This is a genomic window from Streptomyces sp. NBC_01428 (assembly GCF_036231965.1).
Taxonomy (GTDB): Bacteria; Actinomycetota; Actinomycetes; order Streptomycetales; family Streptomycetaceae; genus Streptomyces.
In genome coordinates, this window is record NZ_CP109499.1 from 1,753,511 (window position 1) to 1,771,546 (window position 18,036).

Sequence of the window (18,036 nt, forward strand, 5' to 3'; positions counted from 1 at the left end):
CGGACCGGAACTGACGAGGAATCACATCATGCGCACTCTCGCACCGCACACGTCCCGAGCGCCCCTGGCCCGGCCCGCCGTCGCCGACGGCATCGACGACCTGGTGGGCGCCACCCCGCTGGTCCGCCTGCGGCTCGACGGACTGGCGGCGGGCGCGGAGATACTGGCCAAGCTGGAGGCGGCCAACCCGATGTCCAGCAGCAAGGACCGGGCGGCGCTGTACATGCTGAAGGCGGCCGAGGCCCGGGGCGATCTCGCGCCGGGCGGCACGATCGTCGAGGCCACCTCCGGGAACACCGGCATCTCGCTCGCCGCCCTGGCGGCCGCCCGCGGCCACCGCTGCGTCATCGTCCTGCCCGACAACGCGACGACCGAGCGGGTCCGGCTGCTCGCGGCGCTGGGCGCCGAGGTCGTCCAGACCCCCGCCGACCGCGGCTACCCGGGCGCGATCGAGAAGGCCGAGGAGATCCACGCGGCCACGCCCGGCTCCTGGTTCCCGTGCCAGCACGAGAACGCGGACAACGTCGAGGCGCACTACGCCACCACCGGACCGGAGATCACCGCCGCCCTCACCGCGACCGGCCGCCGTATCGACACGCTCGTCTGCGCGGTCGGCACCGGCGGGACCCTCACCGGCATCGCCCGCCACCTGCGCGAGCAGGACCCGCGTGTGCGGATCGTCGCGGTCGAACCGCTGGGATCCCCGTTGCTGTCGGGCGGGCAGCCCGGACGGCACCGCATCCCCGGCCTCAACGGCGGGTTCGTCGCCCCCACCACCGACGTCTCCCTGATCGACGAGGTGATCACGGTCAGCGACACGGACGCGCTGCGCACCGCTCGTGAACTCGCTTTCGGGCAGGGCCTGTTCGTCGGTGTCTCGTCCGGTGCGGCCGTGCACGCCGCCCACCTGGTGGCCGCCCGCACCGAGTACCGCGACCGGACCGTGGTCACCGTCCTGCCGGACACCGGCGAGCGCTACCTGAGCATGTGGGAGGACGTCTCGTGACGCTCCTGGTCTCCACGCTCAAGCGGTTCGGCGACGCGGTGAAGGTCCGTATCGGGGAGACGACGACGACCCGGTACATCGCGCTCGCCGAGACCACCGACGGCCGCCTCGGCATCTTCCACCACCACATGCTCCCCGGTGCCGCCGGAGCGGCCCCGCACTACCACACCCGTATATCCGAGACCTTCTACGTCCTTTCCGGCGAGGTCACCGTCCACGACGGCACGAGCTGGCGCAAGGCCCACGCCGGCGATCTCCTGCACGTGCCCGAGCACGCGGTGCACGGCTTCCGCAACGACAGCGACGCCCCGGCGGAGATGCTGATCATCTTCACGCCGGCGGAGAACCGCGAGGGCTACTTCACCGGCCTGGCGGAACTCCTGGCCGACGGCAACGTCCCTACGCGCGCCGAGATGGTGGCGCTCATGGAGAAGTACGACCAGTTCGAGATCGACGAGTCCTGACCTCCCCCGATCTGCGTCCCCCGTCCCCCAACCGTTCGACAACTTCCAGGAGTCATCAGATGAACCCCGTCAACTGGGCCCGCTTCGGCCTGCTCGCCGCCCTCTGGGGGTGCAGCTTCGCCTTCATCAAGGTGTCGCTCGACGCCTTCGAGCCCCTCCAACTCGCCTTCGGGCGGCTCCTTGTGGGCGCCCTCGTCGTGTCGGTGATCCTCGCCGTGACCAAGGGTGCCTTCCCGGACCGGAAGGTCTGGGGACACATCGTCGTCGCCTCGGTGTTCGGCAACGTCGTGCCGTTCACCCTCTTCGCCGTCGGCGAGCAGCACACCACCGCGACCATCGCCGGCGTCATCCAGGGCGCCACACCGCTGGTCACCCTCGGCCTCGCGGCCCTCGCCATCCGCACGGAGAAGCCCACGGCCCGCAAGGTGACCGGTCTCGTCATCGGTTTCGTCGGACTGATCGTCGTCGTCGGGCCGTGGCGCACCCACGGCTTCGGTTCCCTCGGCGGCCAACTGGCCTGCGTGGGGGCGGCGGTCAGCTACGCGGTCAGCTTCGTCTACCTGCGCCGCTTCATCGCCCCGCACAAGATCCCGGCTCTCGCCGTGACCGCCGCGCAGCTCACCTCCGCCATGGTCATCACGGGTCTGATCACCACGTTCACCATCGGCTGGGACCTGCCGGGCGAGCTGACGACCGGCCCGCTGCTGTCGCTCCTGGTCCTCGGCGGCGCGTCCACCGGTATCGCCTTCGTGCTGATGAACCGGCTCATCGCGGACGCCGGTCCCACCACGGCCTCCGGCGTCAACTACCTGGTCCCGGTGTTCTCCGTGATCGTCGGAGCGTCGGCCCTCGGCGAGTCCGTGACGTGGAACGTTCCGGTGGGCGGCGCCGTGGTCATCGCCGCGCTCGCCCTCGCCGAGGGACGGCTGCCGCTGCCGTCCCGCCGTACCGCCGGCCCGCCCGTGGCCGCCACGGCTCCCGCCCCCGACCGGTCGCAGACGGCCGTCACCCAGGAGGCCTGCTGACCGGGCCGACCACCGGCCCGCCCCGCACCTCGCTGCACCTCACCGCAAGAACGCCGCACGGCGCGCTCCCGACCCGGGGGCGCGCCGTGCGGCGTTCACGTGCCCGCACCTCCACGCCCACGCTTCCGGGTCCGGGGCCGGGTCCTGACCGTTACCGGCACCGTGTTCCGGCAAGCCGGCAGGCCGGCAGGTCGGCGCGCCGGTCGGTGAGGGGCGTTCGCCGAGGTACCCCGGCCCCCCGTGCTCTTCCCGTGACCGCTCCCGGGGCCGGGAGCGACGTGGGACACGACCGGGAACCCCTCGCGCGAACCTTCGTCAGGAGAAGGAAGAAGGACCGCGGCGACCCGCACCGGCCGCCGCACCGTCTCCGCCGAGCAACCGGTCCACGACCCCGTAGTGGTGACACCCCGGTCATCCGGCACCGCTCCGCTCTCGTGCGCCGGGACGCACGGTCCGCTCCCGCCGCCGGCGGCCGGCGAGGCCCCATCGGGCACCGTCCACCGCCGCGCTCCCCCACAGCACCGGCAGGCCGACGCCACCGCGCGGCCCTCGACCACAGGAAGCAGCCACCGGCATGCCCCCATCCACCGAAGCTCCCACCACCGCCCTCGGCGACGCCCGCATCATCACCGCTGCGGAGTTCGTGTTCCTCCCCGTCGCCGGGGCCGACCCCACCGCCCGCACCACGGTGGCGACCCCGGTCAGCCCGGCCGCCGGCGCCACCCACGTCACCCTCCACATCGTCCGGGTCGCCGCCGGTGAGTCGTACACCCCCGAGCACAGCGCGGCCGAGGAGAACACCGTCGTGGTGTACTCCGGCACCGGGACCGCCGCGGTCGGCGGTAACTCCCGTCCCGTGGAGCGCGGTTCGGCCGCCTACGCACCCACCGGCCAGGCGCTCGTCCTCAGCGCCGACGGCGCCGGAATGACCGCGTACGTGTGGCGCACCCCGCTCGCGGGAGCCCCCGTCGGCGGCGCGCCCGTCCTGCACTCCTCCCTCTGGGACGACACCACCCAGCTGCGCGGCTTCGGCGGGACGGGCCAGATCGAGGCCACCGAACGCCGCGCGACCATGAACTTCGTCTTCTGGCCCGGCAACGGCAGCAGCCGGCTGTGTCTGCACTGCGGCATCCAGCAGCCGGGCGAGACCTTCAGCGTGCACCTCCACCCCGACAGCGACGAGGCGTTCATCGCCTTCGAGGGCGTCGGCCAGATGTACCTGCGCGACCGCTGGATCGACGTCAGCGCGGGAGACGTGCTCTACGCGTCGCCCGGGGTCCTGCACGGCGCCCGCAACCCCCACACCGGTTCCACCGCCCGCCGCTTCGTCACGTGCGGTGGCCCCAGCCCCTACGACCCGGCGCTCTACTCCGCCGCCGGTTACTCCTCACAGGTCAGGTGAACGCAGCGTGTGCCGCATATACGGAACCTTCAACATCCACTCCGACGAGGCCGAACTGCGCCGTGTCGCCGACCTGATGCACCACGGCGGGCCCGACGCCCAGGGTGTCGCGCACCGCTCCGACTGGGCGCTCGGCAACAACCGGCTGTCCATCATGGACCCCGAGGGCGGCGCGCAGCCGTACCACCTCGGCCGGGTCACCGTCGTCTTCAACGGTGAGATCTACAACCATCGTGACCTGCGCGAACGCCTGACCGGCCTCGGGTTCCACTTCGACGACCAGTGCGACGGCTCCATCCTGCCCGCGCTGTACCTGACGTACGGGGACCGGTTCGCCGAGCACCTGGACGGCATGTACTCCGTCGCCGTCATGGATCTGCGCAGCACACCCCGCATGGTGCTGGCCACCGACGACTCGGGCATGAAGCCGCTCTACTACCAGTGGGAACAGGCCACAGGGCGCTTCCACTTCGCCTCGGAACTGCCCGCGCTCCTCGGCTTCTCCGGGGTGCGGGCGGAGGAGGACGAGGCGGGACTCGACGCCTATCTGACCTCGAAGACCCCGTTCGGCGACCGCACCATGTTCCGCGGCATCCAGGTCATGCCGCCGGCCGCCACCGCCGTCCTCAGCCACCGTGACGGACTGCGGATCAAGCAGCGGCCCATGGCCCACGAACGGGGTCTGCGCCCCGACAAGGACCGCACCCTGGACGAGGCCGGCGAGCAGCTGCGTGCCCTGCTCTACGAGGAGGTGTCGCGCCTCCTCGTGGCCGACGCGCCGGTCGCCGCCGTCACCTCGGGCGGGCTCGACTCCAGTCTCGTCACGGCGCTCGCCGCCGAGGCACTGCGCGCCGCCGGAGGCCTCGGGAGCCTGCACACCTTCAACATCGCCTACACCGGCACCTGGCCCAGCGACGAACGCGCCTTCGCCGCCGAGGTCGCCCGCGCCGCCGGCACCCGGCACCACCAGGTCGAGGTCGATCCGGCCACCTTCCCCGACCTGATGACCGACGTGGTGCGCCACCTCGGGCAGCCCAACGCCGATCCGATCACCCTGTCCACGTTCTCCCTCTTCCGCGCGGTCCGCGACGCGGGCTTCAAGGTCGCCCTCACCGGCGACGCGGCCGACGAACTCTTCAGCGGCTACTCCCGTATGACCCAGGCGGTCGCCGCGCACCACGGTTCCGACTGGATCGACGACTACCTCGACCACCTCGCCGCCGTCCCGCGCTCCCTGCGCGAGAGCCTGTACACCGACGAGTACTCCTTCGCCGTGAACGCGGTCGGCTCCTCGCTGCCCGCCGAGATCCGGCGTGTCCTGCACAGCAGCCCCGGCACCCGGCTGCAGCGCATCGGCGCGGTGGAGCAGCGCTACCGGCTGCCGGCCTACCACCTGCGCCGTGTCGACCACCTGTCGATGGCCAGCTCGGTCGAGGTGCGGGTGCCGTTCTGCCAGCCCTCCGTCGTCCGGTTCGCCTCCACCCTCACCGACGCGCAGCGGCTCGTGCCCGGCCAGGGGGTGAAGCGTGCGCTGTACCGGTCGGCCCAGGGCCTGATCCCGCGCAGTGTGCTGGAACGCCCCAAGCAGCCCTTCACCCTCCCGGTGACGGCGATGCTCGCGCCCGGCCAGCGGCTGTGGACCCTCGCCCGCGACGTACTGTCCCCGCGGACCCTGCGCGCCGACGGACGGATCCGCCCCGAGCGGGTGGACGCCCTCTTCGACGAGCAGGCCACCCGGCCCAGCGACTCCGTCTCGCTGGCCCTGTGGTCCCTGATGTCGCACCAGTTGTGGCGCCAGGAGTTCTTCGCGGCGGCGGGGGCGACCACGGGAGCGCCGCTCACCCTGCACACGCCGGCGCGGGTCCTCCAGGAGGCGGCGGCATGACCGTCAGCCTCGCCCGAGCGCACGGCACCCCGTGCCCCACCGCCGTGCTCGACGCCCGCACCCTGCCCGCCTCGGAGCCCGAACTGCTGGCCCGGCTGACCGAGTTGCGGTCGGCGCTGGCCGACCACGGAGCCGCGGACGTCCTGAAGAACGCGCTCGTCCAGCCCTCCCGGCATCCCCTGTTCGACCTGGACTACCGGTTCGTCCAGTCGATGCCGGACCGGCTCGACAGCTTCGACCTGCGGGGCTCCTGCGGGCACTCCATCCTCGCCGCGGTCGAGGCGGCGGCCCGCACCGGCATGATCCAGCCCCTCGTGGCGGGCTGCCGGGTCCGGGTCAACGTGCTCAACAACGGGGACAACGTGGTGTGCGAGGCGGAGGAGACCTCCGACGGAGGCACCCGCTTCACGGCGCACTTCCTCTGCTCGCCGCCACGCCCGGTCGACGAGCTCCTGATCACCGGCGAGCCGGTCACGGGCATCCGCTTCGACGGCCGTACGGTGCCGGTCTCCCTGGTCTCGATGGGCAATCCGTACCTCTTCGTGAACGCCGCCGAACTGGGCGTCCGCACCGTCGAGGAGCTCTTCGCCGACGACCCCGCGCTCTTCGACAAGATGACCCGGCTGCGCCTGGCCGTCTGCCGGGCGCGGGGCTGGGACACCACCGGCGCCTTCCCCAAGGTGGCCGCGCTGCTTCCCGACGGTCCCGGCGCCCTCGCGGTCCGCGCCATCTCCGTACCGTCCTGGCACCCCACCGTGGCCCTCACCGGCGCGACCTGCCTCGCCGCGGGCGCCGCCGTCGAGGGCACGATCCCGCACCTGCTGTCCGGCGCCGCGGACCAGCCGGAGAACGGCATGCTCGCCCTGCGCACGCCGGGTGCCACCGTCCGCGCCTCGGCCCGTACCACGGGCGGTCCCCACGACCGCCGGCTCGCCTGGATCTCCGTCGCGGAGAAGCAGGTCGACTACCGCGGCCACTTCCTGCCCACCCCCACCTCCCAGGAGTTGTCATGGCTTCCGCAGACAGCCTGACCGTGCCCGACGCGCCGGACCTCGCCGACGCACCGCTCCCGCTGCCGGCCACCGGTCTGACCGCGTCGGTCCGCGAGCGCCTCGCCGCCTGTGCCCGGGACGCCGACCTGAGCGGCGAACCGGACCGGCGTGCCCTGACCCTGCTGCGCGAGAGCGGTCTGCTCGGTCTGGCCCTGCCGTACGAGTACGGCGGGACGGGTGCCGACGCGCACGGGCTGAACACGGCCGTCGAACAGGTGGCGCGGGTCAACGCGTCCGCCTCGATCATGCTCTTCCAGCACTACGCGGTCAGCACCCGCATCCTCGAACACGGCAGTCCGGCCCTGCGCCGCCGGCTGCTGCCCCGGCTGGCGCGCGGCGACTGGCTCGCCGCCTCGGCCTGGAGCGAGACGGGGGCGGGCGCGAACAAGAAGCACCTGTCCACCACCGCGCGCCGCACGCCCGACGGCGGCTGGGTCCTCGACGGCGCCAAGTCCTTCACCACCAGTGCGGGCCTGGCCGACATCTACCTGGTGCTGGCGCAGACCGACGAGCCCGCGCCGGACGCGGCGCCGGACACCGGGTACGGCTCCGCGGGCCAGACGTTCTTCCTGATACCGGCGGACACGCCGGGCCTGGAGCCGGACACCTCGATGAAGCTGACCGGTATGCGCGGCTCGGCGACCGGCTTCGTCTCCGTCCACGACTGCCCTGTGCCGGACACGGCGCGGCTGGGTGCGGTGGGCGCCGCCGCCTCGATCATCGCCGGTGTCCGGGACAGCGGCGCCACGCTCGGCGCGGTGTCCGTCGGCCTGGCGCAGGCGGCGCTCGACCTGGCCCACGAGCATGCCGAGCGGCGCGGCCTGACGGCCCAACAGGCCGTACGGCACCGGCTGGTGGACATCGCGGGTGAGGTCGAGGCCGCGCGTGCGGTCGTCGAGCGCACGGGCCGCCGTACGGCTTCGGACCCCGGGATCGCGACGCTGCACTCCAAGCTGTTCGCCTCCTCGGCGGCCGAGCGCGTCGTCAACGCGGTGGAGCGGCTGCTGGGTTCGGCCGGCTACGTCGCCTCGAACGAGATCAACCGCTACGGCCGCGACGCGCGCGCCGTCGCCCTGATGGGACCGACCAACGACCTCTGCAAGGAACTGGTGAGTCTGACGTGGAACCGTTGAATCCCGCATCCGAGGACCTTCCCGCCGACCTGGTCGTCGAGGGCGGCCGGCTCGTCACCCCCGACGGTGTCCGTGACGGCACGGTGGTCGTCCGGGACGGCCGTGTCGCGGCCCTGCTCGGTCCGGACGAGCCGCTGCCCGCCGGCCGTCGTCTCGACGCCCGTGGCCGGTATGTGCTGCCGGGTCTGATCGACTCCCACGTCCACTTCCGCACCCCTGGCCTGGAGTACAAGGAGGACTGGGAGCACGGCAGCAAGGCCGCCCTCGTCGGGGGCGTGACGACGGTGGTCGACATGCCCAACACCCGTCCGCCGTCCCTGGACGAGGCGGGGCTGATCGCCAAGGACGCGGTGATCCGGGGCACTTCGTGGGCCGACTACCGCTTCCACCTGGGCGCCGACCCCGACCACCCCGAACTGCTGGCCGACATCGACCCGCGGATAGCGACCTCGGCGAAGGTGTTCATGGCGGGCCACCACACGGCACCGGTCGTCTTCCGGGACCGCGAGCAGTTGCGGCGGGCCTTCGCCGCGGCGGCCCGGGGCGGCATCAGGCTCGTGCTGCACGCCGAGGACCAGCACGTCTTCGACCTGCTCGACGCGAGTTCGAGCGCCCCGGACTCGTACGGCGAGTACGAGCCGCACCGGCCGCGCTCGGGAGGCATCGTCGCGGTCGCCCAGGTGGTGCACCTGGTGCGGGAGTACGGCACGAAGGCGCACATCCTCCATGTGTCGTCGGCGGAGGAGGCCGACCTGCTGTCGGCCGCCGCCGCCGAGGGCCTGCCCCTCACCTTCGAAGTGACCGGCCACCACCTGTCGTTCACCCACGACGACACCACCCGGCGCGGTCCGCGGACCCGGCTCTCCCCCGCCATCCGCGAGTGCCGCGACCAGAAGCGCCTGTGGCACGCGGTGCTGCACGGCGAGGCCGTCTCCCTCGGCAGCGACCACGCCCCGCACACCGTGGAGGAGAAGAACCGTCCGCCGGCCGACGCGCCGCCCGGTCTCCCCGGCGTCCAGGAACTGGCCACGGGTGTGTGGACCGGGCTGCGGACCCGGGGGATCGATCCGGACGAGGCGGCCACGCATCTGGCCCGGCTCATGGGCTCGGGACCGGCCCGGCTGTTCGACCTGCCCGGCAAGGGCCGGCTCGAACCGGGTGCGGACGCCGACCTGACGCTGCTCGACCCGAACACACGCTGGCAGTTCTCCGCGCACGACGTGCAGGCCCTGTGCGGCTGGTCCGCGTACGAGGGCTGGACGTTCACCGGGCGGTTCACCACCACGGTCAAGGCGGGACACGTCGCCTGGGACATCCGTACGGGCTTCTCCGGTCGTCCCGAGGGCCGCTGGCTCCAGGGTTCGGCCCGGCCGCTGGAGGTGGCGCGGTGACGCCGTCGCTGCTCGCGTCCCAGCCGTCGACCGGGGCGGCTGAGGACCTCGGCGAGGCGTTCCGCGCCGCGATGTCCGCCCTGGCCGCGCCGGTCACCATCGTGACCTGCTACGACGACCGGGGCAGGCCGCGCGGTCTGACGGCCAGCGCCGTCAGCTCGCTCTCCCTCGGTCCGCCGCTGTTCCTCGTCTGCATCGACCGGAACTCCCGTACGCACGACGCCCTGACGGACGCCGAGGACTTCGCCGTGCACCTGCTCGGCCCCGGCGAGGAACACCTCGTGCAGCGGTTCATGCGGCCGGCCGAGCGCCGGTTCGACGACCTCCCGCTGGCGGCGGAGTCCCACCGGGCCCCGGTCCTGCGGGACGCGTCCCTGACCCTGACGTGCGTCCGCCACGACATCCTGGAGGGAGGCGACCACACGATCCTGGTGGGGCGGGTGACCGAGGTGGGCGGCGAGCCCGCGCACGCGGGTGGCCTGGTCTGGCACCGACGCGGCTTCGCGCACGCGCGGCGGCCGTGAACCGGGGCGGGGGCTGCCGCCGCAGTGCGGCCGGCGGCCCCCGCCCGGACCCGGCGCACGCGCCGTCCCTTCCCCACCCAGCGGCGGGTGCCGTCGGCGCCCCGCGCACGACAGACCGGAGAACCACTGTGACCACGCGTCCGCACCAGGTCTTCGAGGACATCGCCCGGCTCGGCGCCCTGCTGTCGCAGGACATCGACACCCGGCTGCGCGAGGAGTGCGACCTGTCCCTGAACGGCTTCCGGATGCTCCTGACAGCGTCCGGCCGGGCCCCCTTCTGCCGCGTCCAGGAGATCGCCGACGCGCTCGCCCTCAGCGTGGGCGGCGCGAGCCAGGCCGTCGACCGCCTGGAACGGCGGGGTCTGTGCGTACGCCGCTCCAACCCGCGCGACCGGCGCTCCAGCCTGGTCGACGTCACCCCCGCGGGCCACGGACTGCTCGACGACGCGACGCTCGTGTACGCGGACGCTCTCGACGCCCTCGTCGGCACCCCGCTCGCCGAGCCGGAGCTCGGTGAACTCGCCCGTCTCCTCGGGGTGTTGCGCGTCTCCGTGGGCCCGGAGAGCCGCCTCGCGCCGGCCGGCTGACCGCGCCCCACGCCCCCCGCCGTCCGGAGGCCGGGCCGCCGCGCCTCCCGCAGGTCGGACACCGTGTGCCGCTCCCCCGCCGCTCGATTGAAACCGTTCAATTTCCCGGAGGCGCGAACCAGCCACCCGCCCCCACACATCACGCCAGTACAGCCGCATCACAGAAAAACCCTGCACACTCATTGACCCCCACCCCTCCCGCCCCTACCTTCACCGACGTGAATCGATTCACAACTCCGAGGTGAGGGGCCGCAATTGATCAGCAGGCGGAACATCCTGGCGAGCGCCGCGGGCGCGGTCGCCGTGACGGCCACGGGAGCGGGTGCGGCCCAGGCAGCACCGGCGACCGCGGCGGCCGGACGACGTGGTGAGGTGCGGGTCACCGAACCGACCGTCGAATACGTGCGGAACCCGTTGGGCGTCGACGCCCGAAACCCGCGCCTGAGCTGGCCGATGACCTCGGACACCCCGGGGATGCGGCAGAGCGCCTACCGGATCCGGGTCGCCTCCAGCGCCTCCGGCCTGTCCCGGCCCGACGTCTGGGACAGCGGGAAGGTGACGTCGGACCAGTCCACCCTCGTCCCGTACGCCGGGCCGCAACTGACTTCACGGAAGCGGTACTTCTGGTCGGTCCAGGTGTGGGACACCGACGGCGCCGTCTCCCCGTGGAGCGCCCCGGCCTGGTGGGAGACCGGCCTCATGGGCTCCGGGGACTGGTCGGCGACGTGGATCTCCGGCCCCGCCGCCCTCACCGACGCGCCGTCCTTCGACGGCAGTTCGTGGATCTGGTTCGCCGAGGGGGATCCGGCGAGCGGGGCCCCGAAGGGCACGCGCTGGTTCCGTCGGGTGGTCGACGTCCCCGAAGGCGTCACCTCGGCGAAGCTGGCCGTCACCGCCGACAACGTCTACGCCTTCGCGGTGAACGGCACCGAGGTGGCCCGCACCGACCTGGCGACGGACAACGAGGACTGGCGCCGCCCGGCCGTCGTCGAGGTCCTCGCGCACCTGCGGCCCGGGCGCAACGTCCTCGCCGTCGCGGCCACCAACGCGACGGAGAGCCCGGCGGGACTGGTCGCCGTCCTCGACCTGCGGACGGCGTCCGGCGAGCAGCGGATCGTCACCGACACCTCCTGGAAGGCGACCGACACGGAACCCGCGGCGGACTGGCGGGAGACCGGCTTCGACGACGGCGGCTGGCCGGCGGCGAAGGTGGCCGCGGCCTGGGGATCCGGACCGTGGGGGCGGGTCGTCCCGGCGTCGTTCGCCGCCAACCAGGTGCGGCACGCGTTCACACTGCCGCGCAAGAAGGTGGCCCGGGCACGCCTGTACGCGACGGCGCTCGGTCTCTACGAGGCGCACCTCAACGGCCACCGCGTGGGCGTCGACCAGCTCGCCCCCGGCTGGACGGACTACCGCGAGCGCGTCCAGTACCAGACCTACGACGTGACCTCGCTCGTGCGGTCCGGCGCCAACGCCCTCGGCGCCTGGGTGGCGCCGGGCTGGTACGCGGGCAACGTCGGCATGTTCGGGCCCCACCAGTACGGCGAACGCCCCGCCCTGCTGGCGCAGTTGGAGGTCGAGTACACCGACGGGACGAGCGAACGGGTCACGTCGGGCGAGAACTGGCGGGCCGCCGCCGGCCCGATCGTCGCGGCCGACCTGCTCGGCGGGGAGACGTACGACGCGCGGCTGGAGACCTCCGGCTGGACCTCACCGGGGTTCGACGACCGGAGCTGGCTCCCGGTGCGTGCCGCGGGAGACGCCGCGCCGCCCCGGATCGTCGCGCAGGTGGACGGCCCGGTGCGGGTGGCCGGTGAACTGGCGACACGGAAGGTGACACAACCGGCCCCCGGCGTCCACGTGTTCGACCTCGGACAGAACATGGTCGGCTCGATACGCCTGCGGGTGTCCGGCGCGGCCGGGACGACCGTGCGGATCAGGCACGCGGAGGTCCTCAACCCGGACGGCACCCTGTACACGGCGAACCTCCGCTCGGCCGCCGCGACCGACACGTACACCCTGAAGGGTGGCGGCGAGGAGACCTACGAGCCGCGGTTCACCTTCCACGGGTTCCGCTACGTCGAGATCACCGGCTTCCCCGGCACCCCGTCCGCGCGGGCCGTGACCGGCCGTGTGATGCACACCTCGGCACCCTTCACCTTCGAGTTCGAGACCGATGTCCCGATGCTCAACCAGCTGCACAGCAACATCACTTGGGGACAGCGCGGCAACTTCCTGTCCGTGCCGACGGACACGCCCGCGCGTGACGAGCGGCTCGGCTGGACCGGTGACATCAACGTGTTCGCGCCGACCGCCTCCTACACGATGGAATCGGCCCGCTTCCTGACGAAGTGGCTCGTGGACCTGCGCGACGCCCAGACCGCGGACGGCGCGTTCACCGACGTCGCGCCCATGGTCGGGACGGTCGGCAACGGGGTGGCGGGCTGGGGCGACGCCGGGGTGACGGTCCCCTGGGCGCTCCACCAGGCGTACGGCGACCGGCAGGTGCTGGAGGACGCCTGGCCGTCCGTCCAGGCGTGGCTGTCCTACCTGGAGCGCAACAGCGACGGGCTGCTGCGGCCCGCCGGCGGGTACGGCGACTGGCTGAACGTCTCGGACGAGACCCCCAAGGACGTCATCGCCACCGCGTACTTCGCGCACAGCGCGGACCTCGCCGCCCGGATGGCGACGGAGCTGGGCAAGGACGCCACACCCTTCACCCGGCTCTTCGCGAGCGTCCGCGACGCGTTCCGGAGCGCGTACGTCGGCGCCGACGGAAAGGTGAAGGGCGACACGCAGACGGCGTACGTGCTCGCCCTGTCGATGGACCTGCTGCCCGAGGCGGTGCGCACCGCGGCGGCCGGCCGGCTCGTCGATCTGATCCGGGCCAAGGACTGGCACCTGTCGACCGGCTTCCTCGGTACCCCCCGGCTGCTGCCGGTGCTCACGGACACCGGGCACACCGATGTCGCCTACCGGCTGCTCCAGCAGCGTTCCTTCCCGAGCTGGGGCTACCAGATCGACAAGGGCTCCACCACGATGTGGGAGCGGTGGGACTCCATCAAGCCCGACGGCAGCTTCCAGACACCGGACATGAACTCGTTCAACCACTACGCCTACGGCTCGGTCGGCGAGTGGATGTACGCCAACATCGCCGGCATCGCGGCGGGCCGTCCCGGCTACCGGGAGATCGTCGTGCGGCCCCGGCCGGGCGGTGACGTCACCTCGGCGCGCGCCACGTTCACGTCGGTGCACGGTCCGGTCTCCACCCGGTGGAGCCTGCGCTCGGGCACCTTCGACCTGACCTGCGCCGTGCCCGCCAACACGACGGCCGAGGTGTGGATCCCGGCGACCGGCCCGGACGCGGTCACCCACACCGGGGCTGCCTACGTGCGCACGGAGGACGGCTGCGCGGTGTACCGGGTCGGCTCCGGCAGCCACCGGTTCACGGCCTAGCCGCCGCGGAGGGCGAAGGGACCGGGTGGACGCGCGGGTTCGTCGCGCGTCCACCCGGTCCCTGGTACCCCGGCTCCCCCGGAGGGTCTACGCCTCCACCCCCGCCGGCTCCGGGGTGTCCTCCCGGGCGGTCCTGAACTGCGTCCGGTACAGCTCCGCGTACCGGCCCCGCACGGCGAGCAGTTCCTCGTGGGTGCCCCGCTCGATGATCCGGCCCGCCTCGACGACGAGGATCAGGTCGGCGGCCCGCACGGTCGACAGCCGGTGCGCGATCACGACGGCCGTGCGCCCCTCCAGTGCCTCGGCGAGCGCCTCCTGGACGGCCGCCTCCGAGGTGTTGTCGAGGTGGGCGGTGGCCTCGTCGAGGATGACGACGCGCTGGCGGGCGAGCAGCAGACGGGCGATGGTCATGCGCTGGCGCTCGCCGCCGGAGAGCCGGTAGCCGCGTTCGCCGACGACGGTGTCGAGGCCGTCGGGCAGGGAGGCGACGAGATCCTCGAGGCGGGCGCGGCGCAGCACGTCCCACAGTTCCTCCTCGGTCGCGCCGGGCCGGGCGAGGAGGAGGTTCTCGCGGACGGAGTCGTGGAAGAGGTGGCCGTCCTGGGTGACCATGCCGAGGGTCGCGCGCATCGAGGCGGCGCTGAGGTCGCGGACGTCGACGCCGCCGATCCGGACGGCGCCCGCGTCGGTGTCGTAGAGGCGCGGCAGGAGTTGCGCGATGGTCGACTTGCCGGCGCCGGAGGAGCCGACGAGCGCGACGGTGCGGCCGGGTTCGGCGGTGAAGGAGATGCCGTGCAGCACCTCGGCGCCGCCCCGGGTGTCCAGGGCGGCGACCTCTTCGAGCGAGGCGAGCGAGACCTTGTCGGCGGCGGGGTAGGCGAAGCGGACGTCGTCGAACTCGACGGCGACGGGCCCCTCGGGGACCTCGCGGGCGTCCGGCTTCTCGGCGATGAGCGGCTTCAGGTCGAGCACCTCGAAGACGCGCTCGAAGCTGACGAGGGCGCTCATCACCTCGACGCGTGCCCCGGCGAGGGAGGTGAGCGGCGCGTACAGGCGGGTGAGGAGCAGTGCGAGGGAGACGACGGCGCCGGCGTCGAGGGTGCCGCGCAGGGCGAACCAGCCGCCGAGACCGTAGACGAGGGCGAGTGCCAGGGCCGACACCAGGGTCAGCGCGGTGATGAACGCGGACTGCGCCATCGCCGTACGCACCCCGATGTCCCGCACCCGGCCGGCGCGCTCCGCGAACTCGACGGACTCCTGGCCGGGCCGGCCGAACAGCTTGACGAGGGTGGCGCCGGGGGCGGAGAAGCGCTCCGTCATGCGGGTGCCCATCGAGGCGTTGAGGTCGGCGGCCTCGCGCTGGAGCCGGGCCATCCGGCTGCCCATGCGCCGGGCGGGGAGCACGAACACGGGCAGCAGGACGAGCGCGAGCAGGGTGATCTGCCAGGAGAGGGTGAGCATCACGGCCAGGGTGAGCAGCAGCGTCACGACGTTGCTGACGACTCCGGACAGGGTGTTGCTGAAGGCGCGTTGGGCGCCGATGACGTCGTTGTTGAGTCGACTGACGAGCGCGCCCGTACGGGTACGTGTGAAGAACGCGACCGGCATGCGCTGCACATGATCGAACACAGCCGTCCGAAGATCGAGGATGAGCCCCTCGCCGAGCGTCGACGAGAGCAGGCGGCTCAGGATCCCGAGCGCCGCCTCGGCGACCGCGATGACCGCGATGAGCACGGCAAGGCGGACTACGGTGCGCTCGTCGCCCCGGGACACGATGGTGTTCACGACGTGCCCCGCGAGCACCGGCGTCGCGACGGCCAGCAGCGCGGTCGCCACGCTGAGGACGACGAACTGGACGATCCGGCGGCGGTGCGGCCGGGCGAAGACGGCGATGCGCCGCAGCGTCGCGGGGTCGAAGGGCCTGCGCTCCCGCTGGGCGTTCATCACGCTGTACAGCTGGGTCCAGGCCGTGCTCTCCATGCTCATGGGAGAGACGGTAGGACCTCAAGCTTCGTTGAGGTCAAGGATTCGCCAGGAGCGCACCCGCACGGGCAGGACGGTGTCAACCCGGGGCCCGCGGGTGCCACCCCTCCCGCAGCTTGCGCGGCGTGTCAGCCGCTGTCCCCGCGCCCGCAACCTCACGTTGGTGCGGTGTGGAAAACCTCTCCCGATGTGACGACCGTACGACTCCCCCGAGCGAGGCCGGCGCTTCCCCGGCGCCTCGCCCTGCGCCCCGCCGTCCGGCCGGTCCTGTGCCTGCTCCCGCTCGCGCTGGTCCTGGTGGTGGCCGTACGCCACCGGTCCGTCCTCGCCGAGGGCTTCGGCCAGCTGCGGTCCGCCGAGTGGCCGTGGCTCGCGGCCGCGGCCACCGCGACCGCGCTGACCTGGGTGGCCGCGGCCCTGACCCGTCAGGGGGCCGTCATGGAGCGGCTGCCCGCACGCCGGCTGCTCGCCACCCAGTTCGCGGCGGGGGCGGCCAACCACCTGCTGCCGACCGGCCTCGGCGCCGGAGCGGTCAATCTCCGGTTCATGACGGTGTGCGGGGTTCCGCTCGCCCGCTCGTCGGCCGCGCTCGCGCTGTATCTGCTCGCCGAGGCGACCGCCCGGCTCGGTCTGCTCCTCGGCCTGCTGATCGCGTTCCCCGACGCGTTGCGCCTCGGCGGCCTGCTTCCGGACGGCGCGGTCGGGCCGCTGCTGCTGGGCATCGGGCTGCTGGTGGCGCTCGCCGCGGCGACGCTGCTGCTCGTCCGGCGGCTGCGCACTCCCGTCGTCTCCTTCCTGCGCACCGCGCTCGGCGAGGCCCGCTCGGTGCACACCAGGCCGGCGCGGGCCTTCGCCCTGTGGGGCGGTTCGCTCGCGTTCCCGCTGCTCCAGGCCGCCGGTCTCGCCGCGGTGGGCCGCGCGCTCGGCCTGCCGGTGTCCCCCGCGCACATGGTGATCGCCTATCTCGCGGCGACGGTCGCGGTCGCGCTGGTGCCGACTCCCGGCGGCCTCGGCTCGGTGGAGGCGGCCCTGACCGTGGCGCTGGTCGCGGCGGGCGGCCCGGTCGCGGTGGCGACGGCGGTGGTCCTGGCGTACCGGATCATCACGGTGTGGGTGCCGCTGCTGCCGGGGGCGCTGACGCTGGGGGCCCTGGTGCGCTGGAAGGTGATCTGAGACAGGGGCATCCCCGGCGCCGGTGCGCGCGCCCGCGAGCTGTGGTACCGAGGAGTGACCACGACGCGCGGTGAGGCGCGTCGGCCGGAGAAGGGGTCAGCGCCATGCCGGTCCGGATCGAACGCCAGGGTCATGTCACCACCGTCGTCCTCTCCCGGCCGGCCGCGCGCAACGCGGTGGACGGGCCGACCGCGGCGGAACTCGCGGACACCTTCAAGAAGTTCGAGGCCGACGAGACGGCACGTGTCGCGGTGCTGTGGGGGGAGGGCGGCACCTTCTGCGCGGGTGCGGACCTCAAGGCCATCGGTGCCGAACGGGGCAACCAGGTCACCGAGGACGGCGACGGCCCGATGGGTCCCACCCGGCTGCGGCTGACCAAGCCGGTGATCGCGGCGGTCGCGGGGCACGCGGTGGCCGGCGGTCTGGAGCTGGCGCTCTGGTGCGATCTGCGGGTCGCCGAGGAGGACGCCGTCTTCGGTGTCTTCTGCCGCCGCTGGGGTGTCCCGCTCATCGACGGGGGCACCGTGCGGCTCCCCCGGCTCATCGGCACCAGCCGCGCGATGGACATGATCCTCACCGGCCGCGCGGTCCCCGCGGCGGAGGCGTACACGATGGGGCTCGCCAACCGGCTGGTCCCGGTGGGCCGGGCCCGCGCCGAGGCCGAGCGGCTCGCCGCGGAGATCGCCGACTTCCCGCAGGCCTGCCTGCGCAGCGACCGCGCCTCGGTCCTCGACCAGGAGGGCCTGATCGAGAAGGCCGCCCTGCGCACCGAACTCCGTTACGGCATGGACGTGCTGGACGAGAGCAGGGAGGGCGCGGCCCGCTTCTCCGCGGGCGCCGGGCGGCACGGTTCGTTCGACGGGGCCTGACCGCGGGCCCGTTGGCGGGGCCCGGCGCCCGGGCCGTCCGCCGCGGCCGTGTGCGGCGGCGGAGGGACGTGTCCCGGCCCTTTCGG

General features: G+C 73.2%; 14 protein-coding genes. 13 read left to right on the forward strand and 1 reads right to left on the reverse strand.

Annotated elements, in window-relative coordinates; all coding sequences use genetic code 11:
- Positions 1 to 28: 28 nt before the first annotated feature.
- From OG406_RS07645 to OG406_RS07695, 11 genes are all read left to right on the forward strand, one after another.
- Positions 29 to 1,006 (forward strand): PLP-dependent cysteine synthase family protein, encoded by a 978-nt coding sequence (locus OG406_RS07645; RefSeq protein ID WP_329184882.1) that lies wholly within the window; start codon positions 29 to 31, stop codon positions 1,004 to 1,006.
- A complete protein-coding gene (locus OG406_RS07650; protein ID WP_327408439.1) occupies positions 1,003 to 1,470 on the forward strand; it encodes a cupin domain-containing protein in 468 nt (155 codons plus the stop codon). The genes OG406_RS07645 and OG406_RS07650 overlap by 4 nt, the downstream gene beginning before the upstream one ends.
- A 59-nt stretch (positions 1,471 to 1,529) precedes the next feature.
- A complete protein-coding gene (locus OG406_RS07655) occupies positions 1,530 to 2,495 on the forward strand; it encodes a DMT family transporter (protein ID WP_164371340.1) in 966 nt (321 codons plus the stop codon).
- Positions 2,496 to 3,069: 574 nt separating this feature from the next.
- Positions 3,070 to 3,897 carry a cupin domain-containing protein gene (locus OG406_RS07660; protein WP_329184885.1) on the forward strand — a complete coding sequence of 276 codons (828 nt, stop codon included), beginning with the start codon at positions 3,070 to 3,072 and terminating at the stop codon, positions 3,895 to 3,897.
- A 7-nt stretch (positions 3,898 to 3,904) separates the two neighbouring features.
- Positions 3,905 to 5,782 (forward strand): asparagine synthase (glutamine-hydrolyzing), encoded by a 1,878-nt coding sequence (asnB, locus tag OG406_RS07665; RefSeq protein ID WP_329184887.1) that lies wholly within the window; start codon positions 3,905 to 3,907, stop codon positions 5,780 to 5,782.
- Positions 5,779 to 6,813: a PrpF domain-containing protein gene (locus OG406_RS07670; protein ID WP_329184889.1), complete on the forward strand. Its 1,035-nt coding sequence runs from the start codon at positions 5,779 to 5,781 to the stop codon at positions 6,811 to 6,813. Before asnB ends, OG406_RS07670 begins: the two co-directional genes overlap by 4 nt.
- Entirely contained in the window at positions 6,792 to 7,967 is a 1,176-nt protein-coding gene (locus OG406_RS07675; RefSeq protein ID WP_329184892.1) for an acyl-CoA dehydrogenase family protein, read from the forward strand. Before OG406_RS07670 ends, OG406_RS07675 begins: the two co-directional genes overlap by 22 nt.
- Complete coding sequence (locus OG406_RS07680) at positions 7,955 to 9,358, forward strand: dihydroorotase (RefSeq protein ID WP_164371345.1); 1,404 nt, start codon at positions 7,955 to 7,957, stop codon at positions 9,356 to 9,358. Before OG406_RS07675 ends, OG406_RS07680 begins: the two co-directional genes overlap by 13 nt.
- Positions 9,355 to 9,882, forward strand: coding sequence for a flavin reductase family protein (locus tag OG406_RS07685; protein WP_266617650.1), 528 nt, complete (start codon positions 9,355 to 9,357; stop codon positions 9,880 to 9,882). The genes OG406_RS07680 and OG406_RS07685 overlap by 4 nt, the downstream gene beginning before the upstream one ends.
- Positions 9,883 to 10,010: 128 nt before the next feature.
- Positions 10,011 to 10,469, forward strand: a complete 459-nt coding sequence (locus OG406_RS07690; RefSeq protein WP_329184896.1) for a MarR family winged helix-turn-helix transcriptional regulator — start codon at positions 10,011 to 10,013, stop codon at positions 10,467 to 10,469.
- A 255-nt stretch (positions 10,470 to 10,724) separates the two neighbouring features.
- On the forward strand, positions 10,725 to 13,925 hold the full coding sequence (locus tag OG406_RS07695; protein WP_329184898.1) for an alpha-L-rhamnosidase: 3,201 nt from the start codon (positions 10,725 to 10,727) through the stop codon (positions 13,923 to 13,925).
- Between the two features lie 87 nt (positions 13,926 to 14,012).
- On the opposite strand, the gene OG406_RS07700 is transcribed toward OG406_RS07695, so the two are convergent.
- Positions 14,013 to 15,911, reverse strand: coding sequence for an ABC transporter ATP-binding protein (locus OG406_RS07700; protein ID WP_266617647.1), 1,899 nt, complete (start codon positions 15,909 to 15,911; stop codon positions 14,013 to 14,015).
- Between the two features lie 186 nt (positions 15,912 to 16,097).
- On the opposite strand from OG406_RS07700, the gene OG406_RS07705 reads away from it, so the two are divergent.
- Together OG406_RS07705 and OG406_RS07710 are read left to right on the forward strand one after the other, a co-directional pair.
- Positions 16,098 to 17,081, forward strand: coding sequence for a lysylphosphatidylglycerol synthase transmembrane domain-containing protein (locus tag OG406_RS07705; protein WP_382754133.1), 984 nt, complete (start codon positions 16,098 to 16,100; stop codon positions 17,079 to 17,081).
- A 104-nt stretch (positions 17,082 to 17,185) separates the two neighbouring features.
- A complete protein-coding gene (locus OG406_RS07710) occupies positions 17,186 to 17,950 on the forward strand; it encodes a crotonase/enoyl-CoA hydratase family protein (RefSeq protein ID WP_329184900.1) in 765 nt (254 codons plus the stop codon).
- Positions 17,951 to 18,036 lie beyond the last annotated feature (86 nt).

Excerpts from the sequence above, each read along its gene's own strand:
- OG406_RS07670 (WP_329184889.1), top strand. The coding sequence starts at position 5,779 with ATGACCGTCAGCCTCGCCCGAGCGCACGGCACCCCGTGCCCCACCGCC.
- OG406_RS07675 (WP_329184892.1), top strand. The coding sequence starts at position 6,792 with ATGGCTTCCGCAGACAGCCTGACCGTGCCCGACGCGCCGGACCTCGCC.
- OG406_RS07660 (WP_329184885.1), top strand. The coding sequence starts at position 3,070 with ATGCCCCCATCCACCGAAGCTCCCACCACCGCCCTCGGCGACGCCCGC.
- OG406_RS07645 (WP_329184882.1), top strand. The coding sequence starts at position 29 with ATGCGCACTCTCGCACCGCACACGTCCCGAGCGCCCCTGGCCCGGCCC.
- OG406_RS07655 (WP_164371340.1), top strand. The coding sequence starts at position 1,530 with ATGAACCCCGTCAACTGGGCCCGCTTCGGCCTGCTCGCCGCCCTCTGG.
- OG406_RS07700 (WP_266617647.1), bottom strand. The coding sequence starts at position 15,911 with ATGAGCATGGAGAGCACGGCCTGGACCCAGCTGTACAGCGTGATGAAC.
- OG406_RS07710 (WP_329184900.1), top strand. The coding sequence starts at position 17,186 with ATGCCGGTCCGGATCGAACGCCAGGGTCATGTCACCACCGTCGTCCTC.